This is a genomic window from Pseudomonas sp. 8 R 14 (assembly GCF_900005955.1).
Lineage (GTDB): Bacteria > Pseudomonadota > Gammaproteobacteria > Pseudomonadales > Pseudomonadaceae > Aquipseudomonas > Aquipseudomonas marginalis.
Genome location: NZ_CVTH01000036.1, coordinates 1 through 22,096, shown reverse-complemented (window position 1 = coordinate 22,096; position 22,096 = coordinate 1). Strand labels below are relative to the sequence as shown.

At 60.5% G+C, this 22,096-nt stretch carries 17 protein-coding genes and 1 rRNA gene; 7 read left to right on the top strand and 11 right to left on the bottom strand.

Features of this window, described 5'->3' with window-relative positions; all coding sequences use genetic code 11:
- Window positions 1–27: 27 nt before the first annotated feature.
- A complete protein-coding gene (locus BFQ01_RS06560; protein WP_065924678.1) occupies window positions 28–2,190 on the top strand; it encodes an outer membrane assembly lipoprotein YfiO in 2,163 nt (720 codons plus the stop codon).
- On the top strand, window positions 2,187–2,891 hold the full coding sequence (locus BFQ01_RS06555) for a DUF3142 domain-containing protein (RefSeq protein WP_065924677.1): 705 nt from the start codon (window positions 2,187–2,189) through the stop codon (window positions 2,889–2,891). The genes BFQ01_RS06560 and BFQ01_RS06555 overlap by 4 nt, the downstream gene beginning before the upstream one ends.
- 147 nt (window positions 2,892–3,038) lie before the next feature.
- Here the strand turns inward: BFQ01_RS06555 and BFQ01_RS06550 are convergent, their stop codons facing one another.
- The 9 genes from BFQ01_RS06550 to BFQ01_RS06510 all read right to left on the bottom strand — a co-directional run bounded on the left by BFQ01_RS06550 (window position 3,039) and on the right by BFQ01_RS06510 (window position 12,635).
- Complete coding sequence (locus tag BFQ01_RS06550; protein WP_065924676.1) at window positions 3,039–3,617, bottom strand: hypothetical protein; 579 nt, start codon at window positions 3,615–3,617, stop codon at window positions 3,039–3,041.
- Between the two features lie 106 nt (window positions 3,618–3,723).
- On the bottom strand, window positions 3,724–5,169 hold the full coding sequence (locus BFQ01_RS06545) for an efflux transporter outer membrane subunit (protein WP_065924675.1): 1,446 nt from the start codon (window positions 5,167–5,169) through the stop codon (window positions 3,724–3,726).
- Window positions 5,166–6,221, bottom strand: a complete 1,056-nt coding sequence (locus BFQ01_RS06540) for an HlyD family secretion protein (RefSeq protein ID WP_065924674.1) — start codon at window positions 6,219–6,221, stop codon at window positions 5,166–5,168. The genes BFQ01_RS06545 and BFQ01_RS06540 overlap by 4 nt, the downstream gene beginning before the upstream one ends.
- Before the next feature lie 15 nt (window positions 6,222–6,236).
- On the bottom strand, window positions 6,237–7,772 hold the full coding sequence (locus BFQ01_RS06535; RefSeq protein WP_065924673.1) for an MFS transporter: 1,536 nt from the start codon (window positions 7,770–7,772) through the stop codon (window positions 6,237–6,239).
- 235 nt (window positions 7,773–8,007) lie between these two features.
- Window positions 8,008–8,928 (bottom strand): LysR family transcriptional regulator, encoded by a 921-nt coding sequence (locus BFQ01_RS06530; protein WP_027608061.1) that lies wholly within the window; start codon window positions 8,926–8,928, stop codon window positions 8,008–8,010.
- A gap of 59 nt (window positions 8,929–8,987) precedes the next feature.
- Window positions 8,988–9,836, bottom strand: coding sequence for an ABC transporter permease (locus tag BFQ01_RS06525; protein WP_065924672.1), 849 nt, complete (start codon window positions 9,834–9,836; stop codon window positions 8,988–8,990).
- Between the two features lie 12 nt (window positions 9,837–9,848).
- On the bottom strand, window positions 9,849–10,700 hold the full coding sequence (locus BFQ01_RS06520; RefSeq protein ID WP_065924671.1) for an ABC transporter ATP-binding protein: 852 nt from the start codon (window positions 10,698–10,700) through the stop codon (window positions 9,849–9,851).
- Window position 10,701: 1 nt separating this feature from the next.
- Window positions 10,702–11,727 (bottom strand): ABC transporter substrate-binding protein, encoded by a 1,026-nt coding sequence (locus BFQ01_RS06515; protein WP_065924670.1) that lies wholly within the window; start codon window positions 11,725–11,727, stop codon window positions 10,702–10,704.
- A 14-nt stretch (window positions 11,728–11,741) separates the two neighbouring features.
- Window positions 11,742–12,635, bottom strand: a complete 894-nt coding sequence (locus BFQ01_RS06510) for a TauD/TfdA dioxygenase family protein (protein WP_065924669.1) — start codon at window positions 12,633–12,635, stop codon at window positions 11,742–11,744.
- A gap of 266 nt (window positions 12,636–12,901) precedes the next feature.
- Here BFQ01_RS06510 and BFQ01_RS06505 point away from each other — a divergent pair, with 266 nt between their 5' ends.
- From BFQ01_RS06505 to BFQ01_RS06485, 5 genes are all read left to right on the top strand, one after another.
- Entirely contained in the window at window positions 12,902–13,609 is a 708-nt protein-coding gene (locus tag BFQ01_RS06505; protein WP_065924668.1) for a GntR family transcriptional regulator, read from the top strand.
- Window positions 13,610–13,947: 338 nt separating this feature from the next.
- Entirely contained in the window at window positions 13,948–14,706 is a 759-nt protein-coding gene (locus BFQ01_RS06500; RefSeq protein WP_065924667.1) for a DUF3050 domain-containing protein, read from the top strand.
- Window positions 14,703–15,641 carry a diiron oxygenase gene (locus BFQ01_RS06495; protein WP_065924666.1) on the top strand — a complete coding sequence of 313 codons (939 nt, stop codon included), beginning with the start codon at window positions 14,703–14,705 and terminating at the stop codon, window positions 15,639–15,641. The genes BFQ01_RS06500 and BFQ01_RS06495 overlap by 4 nt, the downstream gene beginning before the upstream one ends.
- On the top strand, window positions 15,638–19,015 hold the full coding sequence (locus BFQ01_RS06490; RefSeq protein ID WP_065924665.1) for an amino acid adenylation domain-containing protein: 3,378 nt from the start codon (window positions 15,638–15,640) through the stop codon (window positions 19,013–19,015). The genes BFQ01_RS06495 and BFQ01_RS06490 overlap by 4 nt, the downstream gene beginning before the upstream one ends.
- A gap of 19 nt (window positions 19,016–19,034) precedes the next feature.
- Window positions 19,035–19,499 carry an SRPBCC family protein gene (locus BFQ01_RS06485; protein WP_065924664.1) on the top strand — a complete coding sequence of 155 codons (465 nt, stop codon included), beginning with the start codon at window positions 19,035–19,037 and terminating at the stop codon, window positions 19,497–19,499.
- A gap of 38 nt (window positions 19,500–19,537) precedes the next feature.
- Here BFQ01_RS06485 and BFQ01_RS06480 read toward each other — a convergent pair whose 3' ends face one another.
- Together BFQ01_RS06480 and rrf are read right to left on the bottom strand one after the other, a co-directional pair.
- Window positions 19,538–21,418, bottom strand: coding sequence for a methyl-accepting chemotaxis protein (locus BFQ01_RS06480; RefSeq protein WP_065924663.1), 1,881 nt, complete (start codon window positions 21,416–21,418; stop codon window positions 19,538–19,540).
- 376 nt (window positions 21,419–21,794) lie between these two features.
- Window positions 21,795–21,910, bottom strand: a 5S ribosomal RNA gene (rrf, locus tag BFQ01_RS06475).
- Window positions 21,911–22,096 lie beyond the last annotated feature (186 nt).

Sequence of the window (22,096 nt, the reverse complement as noted above, 5' to 3'; positions counted from 1 at the left end):
CCAAGGACCCAGGATCAAGGACACGTCATGCGCATCGGTTTTCTCTCCCCCCTCGCACTGGCCCTGCTGGCCGGTATTTCCCAGCAGGCCCAGGCCAGTTCCGACGATTCGTGCTACCCCGATTGGCGTGTCTCGCGTGACAGCCTGGACCCTTGTAACAACGTGCCGTTCCTGAGCCCAGGCAATGACAGCCGGGCCAACCTGCGCCTGTTGCTGGCCGACAAAAAGGCCGCGCCGTTGGCGCCCAAAGCGTTGAGCGAAGATGACCTGGCCCAGGGTTTCGGCCCGGTGCCGTTCCCGGTGTATCGCCTGGCCGCTGCCTCCAGTGCAGAGACTGAGCCCGACTCGGACGATTCGCCTACCGCCGAACTCGACACCCTGCTGACGCCCCTGGGTATCAAGCGCGAGGAATACAAAACCGCTGGCGAAGCGTTCCTCAATGGCGAAGGCAGCCGCTGCCGCAGCAACGACGATGACAGCGCCACGGCGTTTATCCGCCAAGTGGTCAAGGCCGACATGCCGGCGGACGAGCGCGCGCTGCTGGCAAAGGCGCGGCTGCAACTGCTCACCACCTGCACCTGGGATGGCCCGGTGATCGCCGAAGCGCAGCAGATCCAGTCAGCCGGCGGCCAACTGTTTCGCACCTACCTGCAAGCCGCCGCCGATTTCTACAGCGGCCGCTTCGCCGAGGCCGCGCAAGGCTTTGCTGGCGTCGGCAGTGCACAGTCGCCGTGGCTGAAGGAAACCGCGCTGTACATGACCGCCCGCACAGCGCTCAACCAGGCCCAGGCCAACACCTATGACGAAGACGGCGTACCGCACCTGGACCGTGTGGATAAGCCCGCATTGGCCACGGCCGAGCAGGGTTTCAACGCCTACCTGAAAACTTACCCACAGGGCGAATACGCGGCCTCGGCCCACGGTTTGCTGCGCCGGGTGTACTGGCTGGCCGATGACAACACCCAGCTCGCCGACGCGTTCGCCTGGGCACTGACGGCCACCGACGAACAGCGCAATGTGTCTGAGGATGAGCTGGTAGAAGAAGTTGACCTCAAGCTGTTGATGGTCAACAGCGATACCGTCAAGACCCCGATGATTCAGCTCGTCAGCGACCTGATGGTGATGCGCGGCGGCAACCAGCCAGCCCTCAGCCGCGCCGACCTCGAGAAGCAAAAAGCCGCGTTCGCCAGCGAGCCAGAGCTCTACGACTACCTGCTGGCTGTGTGCGCGCTGTACATCGAGCATCAACCGGACGCTGCCTTGAAGCAGTTGCCGCAAAGCGTGCCGTCGAGCCTGAATTACTTCGCCTTCAGCCAGCAGACCCTGCGCGCCCTGGCCCTGGAAGCCAAGCAAGACTGGAAAGGCGCCGAGGCCTTGTGGCTGCAATTATTGCCACTGGCAAAGCTGCCGTTGCAACGCGACCAGTTGGAGTTGGCACTGGCCATGAACTACGAGCGCAGCGGCCAACTGGCCAAGGTGTTCGCCAGCGATTCGCCGATCAGTGCCAGGCAGGTGCGCTACATCCTGCTGCGCAACGTTGCCGGGCCTGAACTGCTGCGCCAGCAGATCGCCCAGGCGAGCGATCCGCTGGAACGCCAGACCGCGCAATTCGTGCTGCTCTACAAAGACCTGCTGCGCGGCCAGTTCGCCACGTTCGCCGAGGACCTCAAGCAACTGCCGGCCCAGGCCCCCGAGGACAAGCTGGGCACCAGCCTGGGTTATGTCTACAGCGCCAGCCAGACGCTTAAGCTGTTCCAGTGGAACGGCGACAAGGCCGAATCCGGCTACGCCTGCCCCAGCATCGCGCAAACCGCAGCGACCTTGCAGACCGACGCGAAGAACCCCCAGGCCCTGAACTGCTTCGGCGAATTCATCCTGCGCAACAACCTGGACGGCATGCCTCTGGAGCAGGCCCGCGCCGCCGGCAGCCTGGGCAGCACCGCCTCGGACTTCAAGGGTGAAACCTTCTCGCGGCTCGACGGTTACCAACAGGTCATCGGCAACGCCAAGGCGCCGAAAAACGACAAGGCCTACGCCCTGTTCCGCGCCATCAGCTGCTACGCGCCGGCCGGCTACAACAGCTGTGGCGGCAAGGACGTCGAACCCGGCGTGCGCAAAGCCTGGTTCCGCCAGCTGAAAAGTGGTTTCGCCGACACCCAGTGGGGCAAATCGCTGCAGTATTACTGGTGAAACACCTGTGGCTGGGCTTGCTGTTGCTGGCAAGCCCGGCATTCGGTGCCGTCGATGCCCGCGACTACGACGCCTTCTGGCTGTGGAGCGGCGTCACGCCGCAACCGGTACTCAAGCAGGCCAAGACCCTGTACATCCTCCAGGGCCAGATCAACGCCACCCGCCGCGCGCCCCAGCGCGGTGTGCAGCTGATCGCCCAAGGCATCAGCGTACCGCGCCTCACCCGCGGCGACGTCTGGGTGGTCTACCGCGCCCACACCCTGCACTGGCCCGAACAGATCTATACCCAACTGCTCGGCCAGGTACAACGCTGGCGCGACGCAGGCAACCCAGTGGTCGGCATCCAGATCGACTTCGACGCCCGCACCCAATACCTGCACGAATACGCCGACTTCCTGCGCGACCTGCGCCAGCGCCTGCCGGCCGATCTGAAACTGAGTATCACCGGCCTGATGGACTGGAGCAGCAACGCCGACCCCACCGCCATCAGCCAGCTCAAAGGCGTGGTGGATGAGGTGGTGGTGCAGACCTATCAGGGCCGCCAGAGCATTCCGGATTACGCGGCGTATTTGCCACGGATGAACCGGATGGGGCTGCCGTTCAAGATCGGTTTGATTCAGGGTGGGGAGTGGGAGGAGCCGGGGTATTTGCAGGGGAGTGAGTGGTTTCGGGGGTATGTGGTGTTTTTGCAAAACCGTTGACACTCGCTTTTGGAGCCCCATGAAAAGTCAAGACATCGTCATCCTGTTCAAACTGATCAGTCTGGAACTACAGGAAGGTTGTTCAACGCAAGACGTTGTCATCTTTATGCTTTTGCAGTCTTAAAAAACACTGTGCCCTGAGGACAATCACGACAGCCCTTGCTCGTGAAACGCCCCTATAAAGCCCAAGCTCCACATGCCCAGCCCGATAACGATCCAGATTGCGTTAGCCCAAGTCAGGCGATTGTTCGCCTCGCCATCTGTGTCGCCCTCGATCAGGTTCACCGCGCCTTGCACCTGCACGAACAGCGCTACCTGCACGATCATCAAGCACACGCTCAACTTCATTGCCGTCATGGCGGTGACGAAAAAAACGTAGGTAAAGGGTAACAACCCACACGCAATAAGCCCCAGCGCCATGGCTCGCGGCCACCAGCGGTACGGCGTACCGTCAAGCGCCAGTTTCTGCCTGATTTTCATCACCAGCGAATACAGAAAAAACACCGAGAAGAACGCTCGCACCAGCGGCAACACCTTTGCGCCAGTAGCCCGCCGATAGCAGGCCCACTGCTGGTAACACCAGTAGAAGAGATAAAAACCTTGGGACAGCAACACCATCAGGACCAGCTTGCGCGGCGCGACCACGAAGAATGTAGGTTGGATGGCGGAGACTGGAGTGCGCAGATCAGCTTGTGGAGGCGCGTAGGGGTTTTCGATGACAGACATCGGAAAGACTCACAGGTAATAATCGGACTGAAAGCTTAACGATCAAGGTTCACCAAGGTTTAGGGCAGCAAAAATCAAGAACGGTCCTACATCGGATACTCCAATTTCAATGCTGAGCCATTGCCACTGGGTAGACCGACTCCCACCCGCCCCCCAACGCCTTGTACAACCCCACCATCGCCAACGACACCCCGGTAGAACTCTCGACCCACTGCTCCTGCGTGGCCAGCAGCGCGCTTTGCACGGTGAGCACGTTGACGAAATCCACCACGCCTTCAACGTATTGGTGCTGTGCGGTGGTCAGGGCGATCTGGTTCTGGCGCACGGCTTCGGCGAGGCTGTCGCGGCGCAGCTGGCTGGCGTTGTAGCGGGTCAGTTGGTCGTCGATTTCATGCCAGGCACGCAGCACCGTTTGCTGGTAGGCCAGGGCCGCTTCCTGTTGCTGGGCTTCGCGCAGGTCCAGCATGCCTTGCAGGCGGCCGCCGCTGAACAGCGGCAGGCTCACTTGCGGGCCGAAGGCAAACGCACCAGAGCCCCAGGAGCCGAAGTCCGACAGTTGCATGGCCTGGGAACCGAGGCTGCCGGACAAGGTAATACGCGGGTAAAAATCGCCCTTGGCCACGCCGATGCTGGCGGTGGCGGCGTGCAGGCGCGCCTCGGCCTGGCGGATATCCGGACGGCGTTCGGCGAGCTCCGACGGCAGGCCGATGGCGACCTGGCGTTGGGCCTGCGGTACGGCGGCGTCCTTGGACAATTGCGCGTGCAGAGCCTGGGGTGGCTCGCCCATCAACAGGCTGAGGGCGTTGATCAACTGGTCCTGGCGTTGCTGCAGATCCGGCAGCCGCGCTTCGATGGCGGCGACCTGGGCGGCGGCTTCGGCGACATCGAGGTCGGTGGCCACGCCGTCAGCCAGGCGCAGTTGCGAGAGCTTGAGGCTGTGGCGGGCGACGTCGAGGTTTTGCTCGGTCACCGCGCGGGTATTTTGCACGCCGCGCAGTTGGATGTAGTCCTGGGCGGTCTCGGCCAGCACCGATAACAGCACGGCGCGGCGGTCGTTTTCCGCCACTTGCAGGGTGGCATCGGCGGCTTCGGTTTCGCGTTTGACCCGCCCCCAGAAGTCCAGCTCCCAGGACGCCGAGAACCCCGCGTCCCACTGGTTGAACGCGGAACGGCCGTTTTCGCCGGAGGGATCGTTCAGGCCTTTGCCGCTGTTGCGTTTGCGCTGGTAGGCCCCCGTGGCGTCGACAGTGGGATAACGCTCGGCGGTGGTCACCTGGCGGACCGCACGGCTTTGTTGCAGGCGGCTGCTGGCCAGCTTCAGGTCGAGGTTATCGGTCAGCGCGCGGCGCGTGAGGGCCGACAGTTGCTCGTCGTGGAACACGTCCCACCAGCGCTCTTGCAGCGGATCACTCACTGCTCGGCTGGCGGCTTGTCGCCCTTGAGGTTCGCTCCACCGCGTGGCTTGCGGCGTGTGCGGGCGCTGAAAATCCGGCCCGACAGTGCAGGCACTCAGGCTGATAACACTCAGGGTGAGCCAGGCAAGGTGTCTCATTGCTGGGCCACCTCACGCTGCTTGACCGGCTGCGTGTCGACGCTGGCTTCAACCGACATGCCGACCCGCAGGCGCTCGGTCAGCGGTTGGTTGGGTTCGAGGACGATTTTTACCGGGATACGCTGCACCACCTTGGTGAAGTTGCCGGTCGCGTTGTCCGGTTTGACCGATGCGAAGGTCACACCCGTCGCCGGTGCGAGGCTCTCCAGGTGGCCGTTGAGCAACTCCCCGTCGAGGCTGTCGACCCGCACCTGCACGGCCTGGCCCGCGTGCATATGGGACAGCTGGGTTTCCTGGAAGTTGGCGACCACGTAGGCCTCGGCCAACGGCACCACCGCGAGGATCTTGCTGCCAGGGGTCACATAGGCACCGACCCGCACCGCACGCTCACCAACCATGCCATCCACCGGCGCGACGATGCGCGTGTAGGACAGCTGATAGCTGGCCATTTCCAACGCGGCCTGGGCACGCTTGAGTCCACCTTCGGCTGCATCGCGCTGGGCCGTGAGGATTTCCACCTGCTTACGTTCGGCCGCCAGCACCGCGGTGGCGTTGGCCAGGCGCGCGTTGGCCTGGTCGATGCGGGTCTTGGCTTGCTGGGCGTTCTGCACGGTACCCGCGCCCACGCCGGCGAGGTGGTTGTAGCGGTTCAGTTCATGTTCGGCGAAGGCCACTTCGGCGCGGTCTGCCGCCACGGTGGCCTGGGCCTGGGCGATCACCGAGCTCTGGCGCTCCAGGGTCGCGGTGGCGTTTTTCAGCTGGGCCTGGGCGACCAGGGTGTCGGCGTCGGCGGCCTGGGCGGCGGCGCGAAAATCGCGGTCGTCGATCAGCGCCAACAGTTGGCCGGCCTTGACGCGCTGGTTGTCTTCCACCAGCACTTCCTTGATAAAGCCCGCCACACGTGGCGCCACCAGGGTGAAATCGGCGGCGACGAAGGCGTCGTTGGTGGCCTGGCGCTTGTTGCCCAACAGGCCGGGCGCGACCAGGTACACCAGCACCCCGACAGCAAACACGGCGATAACGGAGACGGCGATTTTGTCTTTGCGTTTCATGGGAAGTCCTTGTGGCTAGGTCGGTGCGCGAGGCGGAAAAATCCGCGTGGGCATCCAGAAAATCAGCAGGATCAACGCCACCGCGACAGCGGCCATGACGTAATAGAGATCCGAAGAAGTCAGCACCACGGCCTGCTCGTGCAGGCGGTGGGCCAGGCCCGGCGCATCGCCGTCGGCCAGCGGCGAGTTACCCAGGCGGTCCACCAGCATGGTCGAGTGAAAGTGCAGGCGCTGGGTGGTCAGCGCATCCAGCACGCCGGTGGCAATCACGGCGGCCAGGCCTTTGACGGTGTTGAACCAGGCCGAGGCGAACGGCCCATCCGCCGGTTGAATGCTGCCGGTGGAGAGCATCAGCAGCGGCAACACCGCCATGGGCTGCCCGAAGATTTGCAGCAGGTACAGGCCGTAGAAATCATCGCGAATCCACGCCGAGGTCAGGTGCGCGCTGCCCACGCAACACAGCACCAACATCCCCAGCCCGATCCCCAGGACCCAGCGGCAATCGACCCAGCGCAGGTTGCACAACGCCGCCACCAGCGGCAGTGCGATCAATTGCGGCAGCGCCATCAGCAGCATCACCGGCGCGGTTTGCAATGGGCGATAACCCTGGACCTGGGCGAGGAAACTCGAGGGGATGATGATCACCGAGGTCAGCACCATCAGCACGCCTGCCAGCACGATCAGGGCAAACGCCAGGTTGCGCAGGCCGAGCATCTGCAACTTGAAGAACGGCATCGGGTGCGACCATTCATTGAACATGAACAGCACCAGCAGCACGCTGCCGCCGCACAGCAGGAAGGTGATCAGGCCCGACTCGAACCAGTCCAGGCGATTGCCCTGCAGAATGCCGATCACCAGCATGCAGATCGCCGGAAAGCCGAGCAACAGGCCGCGCCAATTGAATTGCTTGAAGCGCTCCAGGCGCAGCGGGTCTTGCGGCAAGCCGTAGGCCACGGCGGCCATGGCCAACAGACACGGCCCGACGATCTGCCAGAACGCCCACTGCCAGCCGACATATTCAGTCCACAGCGCCGCCAATGGCGTGCCAAGGCTCGGCCCGAAGGTGGCGGTAAGTGCGTAGCCAGCCAGACCATACAGCTTGACGTTGGCCGGCAGGAAGCGCAGCGCCACGGTCATCAGCATCGGCGGTAAGGCACCGCCGGCCAGGCCTTGGACGGTACGCAGCAGCAGCAGGCTTTGGTAGTTCGGCGCAAACGGGCACAGGATCCCCAGTGCGGTGAACAAGCCAATAGCGCACAGGGTGAAGCGCCGCAGGGAAAACGTCACCGAACACCAGGGCGCAAAGGCCATGGCCGACACGGAGGTGGCCGTGTACGCGGCCACCAGCCAGGTGCCTTCGTCAAAGCCGATGTACAGCGCGCCGCGAATATCCGCGAGGGCCACCTTGGTGACCATCTCGTTGAGGCCGGACACCAGCACCGCGAGCAACACGCCGACCAGGCCGATGATGATGCGCGGGCCAAATACAGGCGGGGTGATGGCGGTGGGTCTGGCTGCGGCCGCAAGGGTGGGGGCAGCGAGGGAAGTCATGAACAGGCAGCTCGGGATTAGAAATACCCGAGCAGTTTAATCAGGCACATGCATGACAAAAAGTTACTTATTGGCAGCTTATAACTGCACCACACACAATCCTGAAACCGACACAAATCTACATGTGGGAGGGGGTTTACCCCCGATTGCTGTGTGCCAGACACAGATTTTCTATCTGATCCAACGCAATCGGGGTGTAGCCCCCTCCCACATTTGCCCTGTGTACGCTTGATGTTTAGGTGGGTTGAGCTTCCAGCCAGGTGGCGTGGCAGCTCTCACGCATCGTCTCGCGCAGCCACTTATGAGCCGGGTCTTTGTCGAAGCGCGGGTGCCAGGATTGGGCCAATACCAACGTCGGCAGCGAGATCGGCAACGCAAACGCGCGCAGTGGCAGCTTCAAGCGGTTGGCGCTCAACAGGGCTTCCTTGGGCACCGGCAGAATCAGGTCGGAATCAGGCAACATGAACATCGCACCGTGAAAGCCCGGCGCAATCATCGCAACCCGCCGCTCCAGGCCCTGGGCATTCAACGCGGTGTCGATCGGCCCACGGGCGATGCCACGTCGCGAGATACTGATATGGGAATAGCTGGCGAAGCGCGCGGCGGTGATCTCGTCGTCAAACAACGGATGGTCCTCCCGCGCGAGGCCCACGAAGGTGGTGGAAAACAGGTTCTGCACCTTCACTTCCGGGGTGACCGGCATGGTGTTGCTCACGCGCAGGTCCAGCCGCCCTTCGCGCAGGGCTTCATCATCGGTGTCGCCTTCGGGTACGAAACACAGCTCGCACAGCGGCGCCATGCGCTCCATGGTGTCAAACAGCCGACCGCCATACACGCCGATGAAAAAGTCATTGGCGCGCACACTGAAGCGACGGCGCAAGGTGCTTAAATCAACCTGATCCGCCGAGCGAAACAGCAACGCCGCCTGCTCCACCACGTTGCGCACCTGGCCTTGCAACTGCAAGGCCTTGGGCGTCGGCACCAGGCCGCGACCGGCGCGCACCAGAATCGGGTCGCCTACCGCTTCGCGAATACGTGTGAGGGTACGGCTCATGGCCGCCGGGCTGAGGTTCATCCGCCGCGCGGCGCCCACCACGCTGCCCTCGTCGAGCAAGGCGTCGAGGGCGACCAACAGGTTCATGTCGGGTAGTTGCATGCCAAGCACTCGTGATCAGTCGGGAGTGAGCTGGCCGCAATCGTAGCAGGCTGGGTGTATCAGCGCTGCATGCCCCAACGCTTCACGGTGAGCCGCTCGAAGGTATCAAACACCAGGTTTTCCACCAGCAGGCCGATCAGGATCACCACCGCCAGGCCGGCGAATACCTTGTCGGTGTACAGCTCGTTGCGGTTCTGGAAGATGTACCAGCCCAGACCGCCCTTGCCGCTGGTCGCACCGAATACCAGCTCGGCGGCGATCAGTGTGCGCCAGGCGAAGGCCCAGCCGATTTTCAGCCCGGCGAGGATAGACGGCAGTGCGGCCGGGATCAGGATGAACAACACGAAACGCATGCCCTTGAGGCCGTAGTTGCGACCAGCCATGCGCAGGGTTTCGGACACACCGAGAAACCCGGAATAGGTGTTGAGCGCCAGCGCCCACAACACCGAATGCACCAGCACGAAAATCAGGCTGTTCTGGCCCAGGCCGAACCACAGCAGCGCCAGCGGCAATAACGCAATGGCCGGCAGTGGGTTGAACATCGAGGTCAGGGTGCTCAGCAGGTCACGGCCCAGTTGCGTGGACACCGCTAGGGTGGTCAGGGCAAACGCCAGCACGATACCGATCAGGTAGCCCTTGATCAGCACCACCAGCGAGATGCTCACCTTGCCCAGCAGTTCGCCACTGAGCAGGCCGTCATAGAGCGCGTGAAAGGTCTGCAGGAAACTCGGCAGCAGCAGGTCGTTGTTCTGGTAGCGCGCGACGGCTTCCCAAAGGATCGCGAGCACGATCAGGATCAGGCCCTTGCGCAGCCAGCCTTGCTGCCACAGGCGTTGGCGCAGGGGCAGTTCGCGTTCAATGGGGACACTGAGCAGCGGCTCAAGGTTGATTTCGTATTCCTGGCGCATTGGGTTGTCCCCTTAGTAAGCGATGCGGATGTCGGCGAAACCCAACTCACGTTCGGCCTCGGGCGCTTCATCGAACAACAGGCGATGAATCCGCCGCGCCGACGCCTGGAACTCCACGCCACCGAGGCTGTGCAAGTCGTATTGATGGCTGTGGATTTCCGCGCGCACGCGCCCCGGATGCGGCGACAGCAGCAGGATGCGATTGCCCACCACCAGCGCTTCTTCGATGGAGTGGGTGACGAACAGCAGGGTGAAGCGCACTTCTTCCCAGAGCAGCAGCAATTCTTCCTGCATCTTGCGTCGGGTCAGGGCGTCGAGGGCGGCGAAGGGTTCGTCCATCAGCAGGATCTTCGGCTGCATGGCCAGGGCGCGGGCGATGGCCACGCGGGCTTTCATACCGCCGGAAAGGGTGTGCGGGTAAGCGTCGGCAAAGGCGCAGAGGCCGACTTTGTCGAGGTAGTGCAGCGCCCGTTCTTCGGCTTCGCGACGCGGCAAAGTTTTCGACGCCAGCAGCGGAAACATCACGTTCTGTTTGACGGTTTTCCATGGCGGCAGTTGGTCGAATTCCTGGAACACCACAATGCGGTCCGGGCCTGGTTGTTCGACCTTTTGCCCCAGCAGGCGGATCTCGCCTTCGCAGGGCTTGATAAACCCGGCAATGGACTTGAGCAGTGTGGATTTGCCGCAACCCGATGGGCCGAGCAACACGTAGCGATCCGCCGGGTCGATCTCGAAGCTGACTTGGTGAGTGGCGCGCACCACGCGCTCGGGGGTGCGGTATTCCAGGCTGACGTTATCCACCGCCAGCAATGGTGCGGCGGTGTGCAGGTTGCTGGCCGTGTGGCCTTGCAAGGGCGCGTTCATCTCAACTTCCTTGCAGGGGCTTGGCGTCCTGGAAGAAGTAGTCCTTCCACGATTCAGGCTTGTTTTTGATGGCGCCGACGCGGTAGAGGAATTCCGCCAGCGGGTAGGTGTTTTTTGGCGTGACGCTGAATTCGAACTGCGGGTTGTCGATGATTTTCAGCAACTCGGCGCGGTCGATCTTGGCCTTGGTGACGCGAATGTAAGTGTCGGCCGCAGCGCCTTTATCGTTCTGGGCGAATTGCGCGGCTTCGGTCAGCGCCTCGACAAATGCCTTGTAGGTCTTCGGGTTGTCGTTACGGAATTTCTCGGTGGCGAACAGCACCGTTGGCGAGTTCGGCCCCAGCAGGTCGTAGGTGTTCAGCACCACATGCACGTTAGGGTTGGCCAGGGCCTGGTCCTGGAACGGCGGGTTGGAGAAGTGCCCGGTCAGTTCGGTGCCGCCGGCGATCAGGGCAGCGGTGGCATCCGGGTGCGGGACGGCGACGGTGTACTTGTCGAGGCGATTGAATTCCTTGTCGCCCCATTGCTTGGCGGCGGCGTATTGCAGGAAGCGCGACTGCACCGACACGCCCACCGCCGGCACGGCGATACGGTCCTTGTCGGTGAAGTCGGCAATGGTCTTGACCTTGGGATTGTTACTTACCAGGTAGTAGGGGAAGTTGCCCAGGGAGGCCACGGCCTTGACGTTCTGCTTGCCATGGGTGCGGTCCCAGATGGTCAGCAGCGGGCCGACGCCGGCACCGGCGATATCGATCGAGCCGGAGAGCAGTGCGTCGTTGACCGCTGCGCCGCCGGACAGCTGGGTCCAGTCGACCTTGATGTCGAGACCTTCCTGCTTGCCGTATTTTTCGATCAGGTTCTGGTCGCGCACTACGTTAAGCAGCAGGTAGACGATACCGAACTGTTCGGCGATGCGGATCTCGCCTTCGGCCTGCGCAGCCGTCGGCGCCACCAGGCTGCCGGCCAACAGGCTGACACCGAGGCCGACGGTCGCGGCCAGCCGTGCAAATGGGGTTTTCCTGGACATGGTCATGCTCCGAATCAGAAAGGCGCGTCGCCCTGGATGGTGGTGCGAAACAGTTTGCGGCGCAGATGGCTCGGGCAACCGGCGGCCAGGTGGATCAGCGAGCGGTTGTCCCAGAACACCAAGTCGTGGGGCTGCCATTGGTGGCGGTAGATGTTGTGCGGCAGCACACTGTGGGCGTAGAGCTGGGCCAGCAGGTCGCGGCTTTCGTCTTCCGGCAGGCCGACGATGCGGGTGGTGAAGCCTTCACTGACGAACAGCGCCTTGCGGCCGTTTTCCGGGTGGGTGCGCACGATGGGGTGAACCACTTCCGCGACTTGGGCAAGCTGCTCGGGCGTCAACGTCGGACGCCAGTTGCCTTCGAATTTGGTTTCGCTGTAGCGCGCGGTATAAGAGTGCGCGGCACTGCGGCCTTCAACAGCTTTGCGCAGGTGCTCGGGCAGTTGGTCCCAGGCTTTGTGCATGTCGGCAAACAGGGTATCTCCGCCTTCCGACGGCAGCTCCTGGGCGTGAAGCATCGAGCCCAGGCTCGGCAGCTCTTTATAGGACAGGTCCGAGTGCCAGAATTTGCCTGCGTCACCCAGGCCTATGGATTGGCCGTTTTCGATGATGTTGGAGACGATCAGGATTTCCGGGTGGTTGGCCAGCAGGAACTGCTTGAGCACGTGGATCTGCAGGACGCCAAAGCGGCGGCTGAAAGCGATCTGTTGTTCGGGGGTGATGCGTTGGTCGCGGAACACCACGACGTGGTGATCCAGGTGCGCGCGATGAATGCGGGCGAAATCCTGGTCGTTGACTGGCCGGGACAAATCCAGGCCGACAATCTCGGCACCGACGCTGCCGGGCAGTGGTCGAATCTCGAACGTTTGGGCGGCAAGGATCGCTGTTGGAACAGTAGAGGTGGCGGACATGAGTTCACTCCCGGTCAGACAGGAGAGTGACTTTATAGATATAAGAACGGCAATTTAAATACCGTTAAAGAATATCTATATGCGGTAATGTCGCAACACGTCAGTGGCGTGTCAGACTCGGCAAAACCCGCGCGTGGGCCGCCGGAGCCGCGCGTTGAAACGCTTACAAGCCGAAACCGTGCCCGTTTGACAAGCCCTATGGGCAGCCTCTAGTGTGCATTGGATCCAATTAGCACCCCTATTTTAATAAGGAGGATAGCGTAACCGTGACGCAGAAGCCGAACCCGTTGAACAGCATCAAGATCACCGGCCCTATTCCCGCCCATCTTGCTCGCTCCGTGATTGAAGAAACCTTGCGCAATGCCATCCTTGATGGCCGCTTGCCCTGCGGTACCGCCATGCGCCAGCAGGAGCTGGCCAGCCTGTTCGGGGTCAGCCGCATGCCGGTGCGTGAAGCCTTGCGTCAGTTGGAGGCCCAGTCACTGCTGCATGTAGTCACCCACAAGGGCGCCGTGGTTGCACCGTTGATCGAAGACAATTCGGCTGAGACCTATGAGCTGCGAATGTTGCTGGAGTCTGAAGCCCTGCGTTTGTCGATTCCCTTGCTGACCGAAGCCGATATCGCCGAGGCAGACACGCTCATCTTTGCCCTGGAACAGGAAAAAGACTACACCGAGATTGGCCGTCTCAATCGCCTGTTCCACATGACCCTGTATGGCAAGGCCCCCAACCAGCGGCTGCTCAAGCTGGTGGAGCACGGACTGAATGAGGAGGAGCGCTTCCTGCGTTTCAACCTCGAGGCGATGGGGCTGGGCGAGACTTCCCAGGAAGACCACCGTGAACTGCTGAACCTGGTGGCACAAAAGAAGGTCGAGGAAAGCATCCTGACGCTGCGTAATCACTTGATGCGCGGGATGGAAGTGATCACAACCTATCTCAATGACCTGGACGCCGCCGCAAAGAAGACGCTCTAACAAGGCGTCAGGTCGCTCGGCTTGCCCGTCGAGCACTGCGGGGTGCCCTACCTGGCCAAGTAGCGCCCCGCGCAGAAGAAACGTCCCACTCTTATAAAGTAAGTTACCGACAGCTTATATTATTTAGAAAAACATCTAATGCATTCATATACTCGCCAACTTGTTTAACCCGCTTATTATCTTTCATCACTAAACCAGCCACTTAATTCGACCGTGCAGCCCCACTTGCGTGAGCGCGCGTGCGCGCAAAGCCTGGTTTACATCTTTCTTATCTTTTTGCGGCATACAAAAGCCCAACGTTGTTTTAGCGGCGACGCAATAATTTATAGGCATCAACTATGTACCCACCTTTACTGGAACAAAGAAAACGGCTGTTGTGCAGCCATCCGTTATTTCTGGAAATAACTTCGCTGGAAAAGTTACGACTATTCATGGAAAACCATGTATTCGCTGTCTGGGACTTCATGACGCTCACCAAACGCCTGCAGCAGGACCTGACCTGCACTCGCCTACCCTGGCTGCCACCGGCCGACCCGCAAGCAGCACGCTTGATCAATGAGATTGTGCTGGGCGAAGAATCAGACTCACACCCCAGGCAAGGCCATTGCAGCCACTTCGAGTGGTACCTGGAAGCCATGGTCGAAGTCGGCGCCAGCACCTCGGCGATACACCGTTTCATTGCACTGCAGCACCAGGGCGTGGAAGCAAGCACGGCCCTGCGCATGGCCGATGTTCCTGCTGGGGCCGCGCGCTTCGTCAGCGCCACGCTGCACATTGCGCTGCAAGCCCCTACCCATTGCGTAGCAGCTGCATTCCTTCATGGGCGTGAGCGTGTCATCCCAAGTATGTTCGAACACCTCCTGCAGCCCGATACGCTCATCCATCGCCAGGCACCAGCCTTGTGTGGCTACTTCAGGCGCCACATCGAGTTGGACACTGAGCATCACGGGCCAGCAGCTGAAGAACTGCTCGAACGCCTGGTGGGTGCAGACCCGGCTTATCCGCAACAGGCCCATGACGCAGCCCTTGCCGCCGTAGAAAGCCGTATCACGTTCTGGGACGAGGTGCGCGCCGCGCTGCACGAGGTACACCCATGAATACCGCCGGATACACCACCATCGCCGACGACTGGGAACGCCGCGCCACCATCCGAACCCGCCCTCGTCGCCTGTTGGAAGACGACGACAAGCTGATCTACCCACTGTGCCGTCAGCCCTTGGTACTCAACGCGACCTTCATGGAACATTGCTCGCAATGGCGCGACTTCGTGCTGGTGCAAAGCTTCTATAAGTTCATCCACGATGTGGTGATTTTCGAAACCGAAATCGTCGACAAGACCGCGCGCAGCATTGCCAAGAATCGCTTCTCGCTGCCCTTCCCGCTTGCCTGTCGCGTTGATGCGATGACGGTTGTGGTGGACGAGGACTACCACGCCTTGGTGGCCCTGGATTTCATGCAACAGACTGTCACAATGACGGGCATACAACCGATTGACCTGCCCGGGCATATCGAACTGAGTCGCGCGCTGCCGGCGGCGCAGGCGCAGGCTCCGGAACACCTGAGCGACGCTGTGGAGCTGATTGGCGTAGCCATCGCCGAAAACACCGTGACCCACGATGTCGCAGCGTTTTCCAAGGACCGCAGTGTCAAGGCCTCCATACGAGGCTTGATGGACGACCACCTGTTTGACGAAGGTCGCCACGCGCAGTTTTGGACGCGGCTGGTGCGCATCTACTGGCAAGCCGCGAGCCCGGATGACCGTGACAGCATCGCTCACGTACTGCCGACATTCCTGACGCATTACCTGACCAACGACCTGCAGAAAAACTTCGACCTGCGCCTGATCGAACACCTGGACATCAGCGAGCGCCTGCGCGGTGTGCTGCGCGATGAAATATCAGCGCTGGCGTTCCCCATCACCCGCCAGCACCCGTTGATGGGCAATATCATGGGCTTCCTGCAAAACAGCGGCTTGCTGCAAACGCCGAGTGTGGGGCAGGTGTTGAGCGACTACCTGTCGGTGTCGCCATGAGGTGCCTGACCATCGGCTGGTGCGGCACAAGCAAGGCACTGGGCGAAATCAGGCCAATGCTGGAACAGTACGGCCATGTTTCAGGGGATGAGGCCACCGACCTGTGGATTGAAGACGGCAGCCTGCCGTTGCCGGATGACGTGGGCGAAACCACCTGTATAAGTCTGCGCCTGGGGATTGGCCCGTTGAGCGACGGTGGGTTGTCTGCGCTGCAAGTGCGCGCCTATGACCATGGCCGACGCTTGTTCGCCGTGCTGGACATCGCCGAGGAGCCCAGTGGCAACGGCCAGCGACTGCGTCGGCAGGCAACAACCGCGCTGGTGGATTGGGTCGCACTGCTAGTCAGTGGCTTCTCACGTGACCCCGAGTCTCTCTCTACACGCGCGATTGCCACTGACTGGCCCGAGCACGGCCTGCACGGGCTTGAGCCGTTGGCATTTATGCATCGATTCAATCGTACGGCAAACCCTGCCCTGATCCAGGAAGCCCAGGTACCGGTGATCGAACGGGTGCAGGCCAGCCTTGTCCTGTTCGCCGTCCGGCCGGCGCTGAACATTGCGGGGCACACCGTGACCTACCGCCAACTGCACCTACAGGCCATGGCGATTCAGCTGCGATTGCGCCCGCTGCTGGAGGCGCTTGAGGCGCCACCGGTGATCGGTGTATGCCTGGAAAAATCCGTGGAATTGTATGCCAGCATTCTTGCCGTACTGGGCAGTGGCGCGGTGTACCTGCCACTGGGACCTGATCAACCCACACAACGCCATCGGGCCATGCTCGAAAACGCTGGGGCCCACGTATTGCTGGATGCCGGCCAACATCCATTACGGGAGTGTTTCATTTCACTGGATGTCAGCACAGTCGAGGCGCACAACGCCAACTCCTCATCCTCGCTGATGCACGATCGCCCCTGCTCGGATATGCCGTGCATGGTGCTCTATACATCGGGCAGTACGGGCCAGCCCAAGGGTGTGCTGCTCAGCCAAGGTAACCTGGCGCATTTCACCGCTTGGTTCGGGTCCTGCATGAAACTGGATGAACGGAGCCGCGTCCTGCAGTTTTCGCCCTTGGGTTTCGACTCGTCATTGATCGAAATCTTCCCCGCCCTGATTGCCGGCGCCGAGTTGATCGTACCCAGTGAGGAGCAGCGACGCGACCCTGGGCAACTGGTGGAATTGCTCCGCCGACAACGCGTCACTCATGCCTTCCTGCCGCCTGCGCTGCTCAACATCCTGCCGCCGGATCCCCCCCTCGGCCTAACGCATCTGCTCACCGGTGGCGATGCCTGCGAACCCCATGTAATCGAGCGGCTGGCAGGACGGTGTCAGTTGCACAACCTCTATGGTCCCACCGAAACCACGGTACTGATTACGCACCGGACGTTCGCCCCCGATGACAATAATCGTAATGTCGGCTACCCCATCGCCAATAGCCAGGTGCTGATCCTCGATGACGATCTGCAACCAGTGGATGAACAGGTGATGGGCGAGTTGTACATCGTCGGGCCCGGAGTGAGCCTGGGGTATGTGAATGCGCCGCGGCAGGCTGACAGCCCGTTCGTCGAACTGCTGGTGCCGGGCGGCCAAAGGCTGCGGGCCTACCGCAGCGGCGACTTTGCGCAGTGGACCGCCGCAGGGATTGTGCTGGGTGGGCGTCGCGACGATCAGGTAAAGATCCGCGGCTTTCGGGTCGACCCCCAGGAGATTGAACAATGCCTGCGCAGCAACAGGCTGTATCGCGAGCTGGCCGTGGTGATCGACCATGAAAGCAGGATCTGCGCCTTTGTCGCCCAGCCCGAACTCAACGCTTCGCTGGTGGCCTTGCAGCAGCATGCGCGCCAGTGGCTACCGGACTACATGCAACCTGGTTTCTGGGTGGAACTGCCAGCCATGCCGCACAGCGACAACGGCAAAGTCGACCGCAAGGGGCTGCTGTCGCGCCCCTTCCTCCCCATTTTGCAGGCCACTCCCGGCGCCGCGCATACGCCGCTTCAAGCGCGATTGAGCGACCTTTGGGGTGAGCTGCTGGGCTTGCCCACCCGCCAGTTGCCCATCGATGAAAGCTTCTTTGCACTGGGCGGCCATTCGATTTTGCTGTCGACGCTGTTGTTGCGCGTTCGCGAGCAATTTGGCCGTAGTTTCGCGTTGAGCCATTTCATTGAAGTACCGACTATTCGTACGCTCGCAACGCTGATGGAGGATGGTGAACTGCCAGACGCATCCTCTGCCCAAGCGGCCATGGACGCTCAACGGGAGTGGGAAATCAATCCGTTGCAAGGGGACCGCGCAGGCAATCCGCACAAGGTGATCGTGACGGGGGCCAACAGTTTCGTCGGCGTCCATATTGTCGAGGCGTTGTTGAACGCCGGTGCCACCGAGGTGGCGTGCCTGGTGCGTGACTTGCCGGGGAGTCCTGCGATGGCTCGTTTTACCCAGGCGTTGCGTGACTACCAACTGGAACATCTGGACTTGAGCCGCGTACGAGTATTCGCCGCCGATGTCAGCCTGCCGCGATTGGGTTTGGCCTGTGACGCGTATGACGCACTCGCCGCAGACTTTGGCGCGCTGGTGCACAACGCAGCACGGGTCAACCACGTGCTGGACTACGCCTCACTGGCCAGGGACAACGTCGACCCCATATTCGAATGCCTGCGCCTGTGCGAAACCCGCTGCAAGAAAATCTTCAACTTTGTATCGACGTTGTCGGCCGCCAGCAGCATCGGCACGACGGGGCATGTGCTCGAAGCTCCGGCGGCAGCCACCCTGCCGCTGTACATCCGAAATGGCTACAACCTGTCCAAGTGGGTCGCCGAGCGGGTCCTGGGACGTGCAGTGGAGCAAGGAGCCTGGGTGAACATCCATCGCCCTGGAAATATCAGCTTCAACAGCCATAACGGTATCTGCCAGCCACAAAAGAATCGCCTGATGTTGATGCTCAAGGGGTCGCTGCAGTTGGGCTTGCTGCCGAGGTTGGACCTGAATTTCGACCTGATGCCCGTGGACTTTCTGGCTCGCTTCATTGCGTTCCACTGCAATCGCTTTCAAGCCGATAGAAGCGTATTCAACCTGCATAACCCGCAACCACTGAGCTGGGAGCACTACCTGGATGCATTCAACCGGGTGGGCCACCGGTTCGAGCGGGTCAGTACTGCGCATTGGCAGCAGGCGCTGCGAACGGTAAGCCAGGACAATGCGATGTTTGGTGTACTCGGGTTTTACCTTGATCGACTGGATGAAGACATCGGTGACACCTCGATGATCCTCCATGACAACGCGCAACGCGGCGTTCAGCAGATGGGTGAGCAATACCCCGAAAAAGACCCGGCACTGCTGAGTAAAGGCTGCAACTACCTCAAGGCCATCGGCTTTCTTTGAACCGCTTCAGGACAACTTCATGAAACCGCTGCAACCCGATACGTTAATTCATAACCCTAGCGGCCAGCCGATAGTGTCCTCTGTGGTGATCGACTGCCATGCCAACCGTCTATGGAACATAGTGGGGCAGTTTGCAGGCTTCGATGCGTTCATCCCTTCCTTGACGCATATCGAAATGACCGGCACCGGAGTGGGCGCTTTACGCACGAAATTTTTCCGCGATGGCAACCGCGTCGTAGAACAACTCAATAGCCGGGATGAGCAAGCGATGCACATGACCTGGACCACGATCTACAACACCCTGGGCGTGGCCAGGTTGTGGGCAGCAATCAAAGTGGAAGCGCTTGGAGCACACTGCTCCAAGGTAACCTGGACTATCATTGCCGACCCCCTGGAGACGGCACAGGAAGGATTTGAGCAGTTTGTGCAAGGCTTCGCAGACAGCGCGCTGGACAATGTTCGCCGCTTGCTGGGTAAGCAGTAGGAGCGAACCGGCTCGCTCCTACTCGTACACTCAGCGGCTCAGATCTTGAAGCTATCGACCAGCTGCTTCAACCGATTGGCCTGTTGCGACAACGCATCGCAGTCTTTCAGGGTTTCGTTGAGGTTGGTCACGCCCTGCTGGTTCAGCAGGTTGATCTGGTTGATATCGACGTTGAGGGTTTCCACCACGGCAGTTTGTTCCTCGGTGGCCGCAGCGACGGACTGGTTCATGCCGTCGATCTCGACAATTCGCTGCGTTACGCTGACCAGGCGCTCACCGGCCTGGTTGGCCACCTGAACACTTTCCTCACTGGAGGTCTGGCTGGCATTCATGGTGGTCACTGCTTCACGCGACCCCACTTGCAGCGAAGTGATCATTTTATGAATCTCCTCAGCCGACTCCTGGGTACGGTGAGCCAGGTTACGCACCTCGTCGGCGACCACGGCAAACCCGCGTCCGGCTTCCCCGGCACGTGCTGCTTCAATCGCAGCGTTCAGTGCCAGCAAGTTGGTTTGCTGGGAGATGCCTTTGATCACATCAAGGATGTGGCCGATATTGTCGGTGCTGGCGTTCAGGGTTTCGATCTGAGTGCAGGACAGGCTGATTTTCTGCGACAGCTCCGACATTGCCAGGATGGTTTGCTCGACCACTTTACGCCCATCATCAGCCTGCTCGCTGGCACCGCTGGCGTGCTGTGAAGCATCGGCGGCGTTACGCGCGATTTCCTGGGTGGCAGCCCCCAGTTCGTTGATTGCGGCGGCCACGCTGTTGGTGCGTGCGCTTTGCTCATCAGAACCGATGATCGAGGCGTTGGATGACGCCATCACACGCTGAGACAGGTCATGCACCTGACGTGTTGCAGAAGACACTTCGGAAATCGAGGCGTGGATACGCTCCACGAACCGGTTGAACGCACTGCCCACTTCACCGAACTCGTCTTTACTGGTGACCGTCAAGCGGCGGGTCAGGTCGCCCTCACCTTGGGCAATGTCCTGCATGGCAATACCCATGGTGGTCAGGGGCCGCAGTAACACTTGAATTAGCAGGCTCAAGAGCACGGCAATCGCGACTACGGCGATCAGCATGGCGATCAATGCAGACGTACGGAATTTGCCCAGCGGTGCGTAGGCTTTGTCTTTATCAATCGACAGGCCGATATACCAATCTGCACCGGGCAAGCCGCTGATAGGTGTGAACGACAGGATGCGATCCTGGCCCTTGAGAACTACGTCCTGATTAACTTTCTCAATACGGACGTTAGTGCCTGGGTAGATGTCCTTGAGGTTTTTCATCACCTGGTCTTCGTCAGGACTTACGATGACTTGGCCGTCGCCGCTGACCAGAAACGCATGGCCGATGCCGCCGAAGTCCACCGAATTGATGATTTTCACCAGGGTTTGCAGGCTCAGGTCTCCGCCGACCACGCCGAGCAACTCGCCGTTCTTTTTCACCGGCATAGCGATAGTTACGATCTGCCCACCCACGGCGGCCATATAGGGCGGCGTGAGCATGGGTGTATCCGCAGCCACGGCTTGCTTGTACCAGGGACGCTGACGAGGGTCGTAGCCGTCAGGCATTTTTGCGTCCGGGCGCTGGGTGAACATACCGTTGGTTTGGCCAACGTAGGTGAACTGGAAGTTCGAGGTGAACGCCGGTTGATCGACCAACCCTGGAAGATCAGCAGCACTACCCTGATGGGCAACGTTTTGCGTCAGACTTTCGAGCACCAGTATTCGACCGCTAAGCCAGTTCTGCACACTACTCGCGGTGAGCTCACCGGACTGCTGGATAGACGACTCCAGATTCTGTTTGATGGTGCTGCGCTGCAGGTAATCGTTGTAAAGCGTGAATAACGCGAAGGCCAGAACCACAACGCCTGACGCGGCCAACAGAATTTTATGACTGAATTTGAGATTCATTTCATCGACTTCTTTTTGCCAAATGGGGGTGAGCGTGCCGAGAGGAACATTCCATGTAACGGTATAGGCGGCGTCTCGGGCCGCTCTATTTCGGTGCACGCATGGCTCATCAGGCTTTCGGCCAAGCTGAAGGAAAGCTTAGGGGATTGTGGGATGAATCGCCCTTTTACGTAGGAAACCGACCAAAGGTTGTCGTACAAGATTTAGAAGTAAAAATTCTTCCCTACTACCTGCGTCGTGCTCTTAAAGCAGGTCAGTGCCATGAACATGATTTTGGAGTTGGGTAGGCGTAGTTGCTGCTCGCTTACAGAGTTCATAAACCTTCTAAACGACAAAACCCCTGTCTGCATGAGCAGACAGGGGTTCTGGAATTTAATCTTGACGATGACCTACTCTCACATGGGGAAACCCCACACTACCATCGGCGATGCATCGTTTCACTGCTGAGTTCGGGATGGGATCAGGTGGTTCCAATGCTCTATGGTCGTCAAGAAATTCTGTGTACCGGAGCGTTGCTTTAGCAACGTGCCGATGAAATTCATGGACTTCTACATAAACGAAACCCCTGTCTGCGTTAGCAAACAGGGGTTTCGGAATTTAATCTTGACGATGACCTACTCTCACATGGGGAAACCCCACACTACCATCGGCGATGCATCGTTTCACTGCTGAGTTCGG